4 protein-coding genes are annotated in these 3,898 nt (G+C 52.4%); 2 read left to right on the top strand and 2 right to left on the bottom strand.

Annotation, left to right across the window (positions count from 1 at the left end; genetic code table 11):
- Positions 1-190 precede the first annotated feature (190 nt).
- On the top strand, positions 191-811 hold the full coding sequence (locus AC221Y_RS21490) for a hypothetical protein (RefSeq protein WP_486708373.1): 621 nt from the start codon (positions 191-193) through the stop codon (positions 809-811).
- Positions 812-1,059: 248 nt separating this feature from the next.
- Here AC221Y_RS21490 and AC221Y_RS21485 read toward each other — a convergent pair whose 3' ends face one another.
- Both AC221Y_RS21485 and AC221Y_RS21480 read right to left on the bottom strand, forming a co-directional pair.
- Positions 1,060-1,581, bottom strand: a complete 522-nt coding sequence (locus AC221Y_RS21485; protein WP_486708372.1) for a c-type cytochrome — start codon at positions 1,579-1,581, stop codon at positions 1,060-1,062.
- A gap of 554 nt (positions 1,582-2,135) precedes the next feature.
- Positions 2,136-2,867: a winged helix-turn-helix transcriptional regulator gene (locus AC221Y_RS21480; protein ID WP_486708371.1), complete on the bottom strand. Its 732-nt coding sequence runs from the start codon at positions 2,865-2,867 to the stop codon at positions 2,136-2,138.
- Positions 2,868-3,050: 183 nt separating this feature from the next.
- On the opposite strand from AC221Y_RS21480, the gene AC221Y_RS21475 reads away from it, so the two are divergent.
- On the top strand, positions 3,051-3,851 hold the full coding sequence (locus tag AC221Y_RS21475; protein WP_486708370.1) for a class I SAM-dependent methyltransferase: 801 nt from the start codon (positions 3,051-3,053) through the stop codon (positions 3,849-3,851).
- Positions 3,852-3,898: the final 47 nt, after the last annotated feature.

The raw sequence follows: 3,898 nt of genomic DNA, 5'->3' as shown, positions 1-3,898 counted from the left end.
CTCACACCTTACGAATACATCTGCAAAATCTGGACTTCTGAGCCAGACAGATTCATCTTAAATCCGATCCACCAGATGACGGGACTAAACACCTAGCGAGTGCCTTGTCCGCAAAGCAACTCACGCCTGACTGATTTGCGTCAATGTTGGTGGTAGCCAAGTTGCTAGTATTGCCTTGAGACGACCAAGAATGGAGCTTCATGTCATGAGAGGCATATATGGAACAACGGTGGCTTCCTGTGCTGCTAAAATTGGTTTGACGCTCGTGACCCTGTTCGTCGCTGCCACTTGCGCTTTTGCCGAAAGTAGCGGCCCGGCACTGCAGCCAGATGAAGACGGAATTGTATTTGTCATAGGGAAACTGGATGGCAACAGAGTTGAATTTCAACGAGAGGGATGGGCGGGTATATCTGAATTTGAATGTTCCGCAGGCGTAGACTGTGCTGCCGAGACCTTCCCGATGCGACTGCAAGCGCCGTCGGCTATGCATTGGGACGATCTTGCTGTGCAAACCATCCGCGTCAACTTTTTGCTTGGTGAGCCGCTGTTGGACGCTCAATTGACCTTTGCTCGAGCAGGAAATGAGACGAGCGTCGTGTCACTTGATGACAAGATAATTGGCACGTTCACACACGACATGTTTGGTGCCGGCGAAGGCCAAAGATATGGTCGACTAAAGATCGCGCTGGGTGGACTGGACGCCGGTCACCACTATCTCGACTTTTCCGTTGCCGAGGACAAGACGGGTAACCTGAGGCACTCGATCGACGCCATTCTGCTCAACGGAAAACTCGGAAGCCAGACTAATTGACCGTCTCCTTTGTCCCGCATTGCAGACATCTGTCCAAGCCGCAGCGAACGGCGGGTTTGAGCCCTACCTGTCAAAATTCTGCCCGGCGGCGAAGGTCTGCTATGTGGAGCAAGGTCACAGTCCGAATAAAGCTGTTGCAGGCCGGATTTTCGTTACTGTCATTTGTCAAGCAAGCGCGTGCTCATAAGTTACAGGATTTCTTTAGTGTGGTGTGCTTGATGTCAGGCGTAAAAGCCATCTTCGAGCCATCACTCCTCCTCACGAAACTCCGCATGACATGCGTTGCAGGTAGCGGCGACGTGCCAAGCCGCAAAATCAAGACCGCCGCTTCGCATCATGCCGCCACTTCTCATCATGCCAGGTCCCATCTCTGCTTCTTCCCACTTCTTCGGAAGGCTGCCACGGGGACGCTCGCCCGCACGCTCGGCCAATTCACCCGACCAACGCTGAAGCATGAAAGCATAGTTTTCGAACTCACTGAAATCCTGCCAGATTTCGGAACGAGCCTCGCTTGGTGGACTTTTCGAACCCTCGGGAAACAGCGATGTCAAATGTTGGCCGGAACCATCGCGAATTTCCTCGCCGGCACGCCGGACTGCCATCGGGTCGTAGGTCAGTTCGCCGCCGATCATGGCGAATACGCGTTCGATTAATTCCTCGAACCGCTCCATTCCTTCCATGCGCGTTTTGACGACGCCTGTTGCGCTCTCGTGTCCCCAAGCCAGTGATCCCACTGCCAAACCAGCCATCATGACATAGACAAGTTTCATCGATTTACCCTGATTTTTTATTCTCATATTTGAACTTTAGGCCCTTTCAGATCAGATTGATTGATCTGAATCATCCTTTTATGACTACTCCACTCGATCATACCTACCTTGAAAGCCCCGCGGCGGCTGGCGGCTTGGCGCGGTTGATGAGATTTTCCTATTCGTTCAAGGGTGGAAAGCCGACGTTCGTGTCAAACTGGTGAGCGGCAGCAAAGTCCGGAGACTGTGTGAAAACTCTCGGGATGGCATAGTTTCGGCCGAAAACGCTTGATATGGGCGTTCTCTCGTCTCGCTGGATAGTCTTTTCCTCAAGTGACCAAAACGAACGCGACGAGAGGGGACCGCGGCCTGAGTTTTCACACAGCCTCTCCGCATTGCAGACATCTGTCCAAGCCGCAGCGAACGGCGGATTTGAGCCCATAACGACCAGCCAAGGCGATGTTGTTTTATTCCTCAGTTGCTTCCGGTGTAATTAATCTGCAGGGAAGAGCTCTCGCAAATCCTCATCACTATTCCAATCGGGTTCGGCGCAGGCTCCGACCCTGCCATCCTGATTATGCCCTGACTTTTTCAATCATCACCAACACCTGCTCTTCGCTTGGCCGCTGCGAAATGCCTGCCACAGGGCTTTGCCCAATCCAACGTAGAGGGTCTTGAGTGAGGTTTGGAGCACCGTAAATAGCAATGTCACCTGCAGACAAGGCATCCTTCAGCGGTCGCCACCCCATCCAGCCTTCGACCAGTGAGCGCAGGTCTGTTTCGATCCAGGTATCCACTTCAAGGCCGGGATCAATATAGAAAAGATCGATATCGTTCTCTTCGATGACGAGCCAATGTAACCGTTTGTTTTCAACTTCATCCTTAAATTCAAAACGGGTGACCATCCGTGGACCCATGTCCTCGATCCATGAGGCGGAGTTTCGAATACTCCACATCAGATAGCCACCGTCGACCTCATCCATAACGACCGACTTGTTCACCCATTCTTGCCCCCACATCCCGACAGAAGAGATCACTGGCAGTAAAGCCAGTCCGGCCTCGGACAAATTATACTCAGCATGACCTGAACGTGCAGAGTGTGACCGCTCAATCAGTTTTGCGGCTTCAAGGCCTTTCAAACGTTCCGAAAGCAACGAGCGCGACATCAACGGGACGCCACGATGAATGTCATTGAATCGTCTCGATCCAGAGAGCAATTCACGGATGATCAGCAAGGTCCAGCGCCCGCCTAAGATTTCAAGAGAAAGGGCGATTGGGCAATTCTGCCCATACAAAGTTTTTTTCATTTATTGCTCCCAACATCAGTATCACCGGCGGTCTCAAGTGCCACAAGTGCAGTTTCTGTACCTATGGGTTCAGATCTCGGACTGGATCGCTGTGGCACATGTAACTTAAACGTTTTCCATCAACAATAAGGACGATCCCTTGATCAATATTCTCATAAGCACACAAACTGACAGAGGTTGAATATGAACATCGAAAGCAAACCAACAACGGCGAAGGTGAACGGGCAACTTTGGGGCGCTCGCGCCCGCGACTGGGCAGAGATTCAAGAGCAATCCTGCCTTCCCGTCTATCATGAAGTCCTGAAACGAACAGAAGTTGGCAGTACAACCCGCTATTTGGACGCTGGTTGCGGTTCTGGAATGGCCGCCAGTTTGGCGGCAAACCTTGGCGCCGAAGTATCCGGCCTTGATGCCTCCGAAGCCTTGTTGGTAATCGCGAAAGAGCGAACAGGTACTGCAGATTTTCAACTTGGCGATCTAGAAAATATTCCATTTGAAGATGATAGCTTCGACGTGGTTACAGGATTCAATTCGTTTCAGTATGCTGGAAACCCTGCGCTGGCGTTGGGCGAAGCCCGACGGGTGACTAAACCTGGTGGAACTGTGGCAATCGTGACCTGGGGCAACCCTGAAGGCATGGACGCCGCTTCGTTGGTTGCAGTCCTAAAACCGCTTCTGCCACCGCCACCACCCGGCGCGCCCGGCCCTTTTGCCTTGTCTGATGAGAGTACACTAAGGGAATTTGCCTCTAGTGCCGGATTGATGCCGACGGATGTTTTTGATGTCGATGGCTTATGGACTTACCCAGATCTGGACACAGCTGTCCGAGGCATGTGCTCGGCTGGTGTTGCGGTAAAGGCAATGGAGCATTCTGGCGAGGAGGCCGTGACGTCTGCCTATGCCGCCGCTTTCGCACCGTTTCTGCAGTCCGATGGCTCTGTTCGGCTCGGTGCAAGTTTCCGGTGTTTGGTTTCACAACCATAGGCGGTTGAGTATCTGGATAAGAAAAACCGACAAACGGTGTTCGCACG

The organism is Boseongicola sp. (assembly GCF_057460485.1).
The sequence above is the reverse complement of the archived record's forward strand: the minus strand, read 5'-3'. Positions and strand labels throughout refer to the sequence as shown.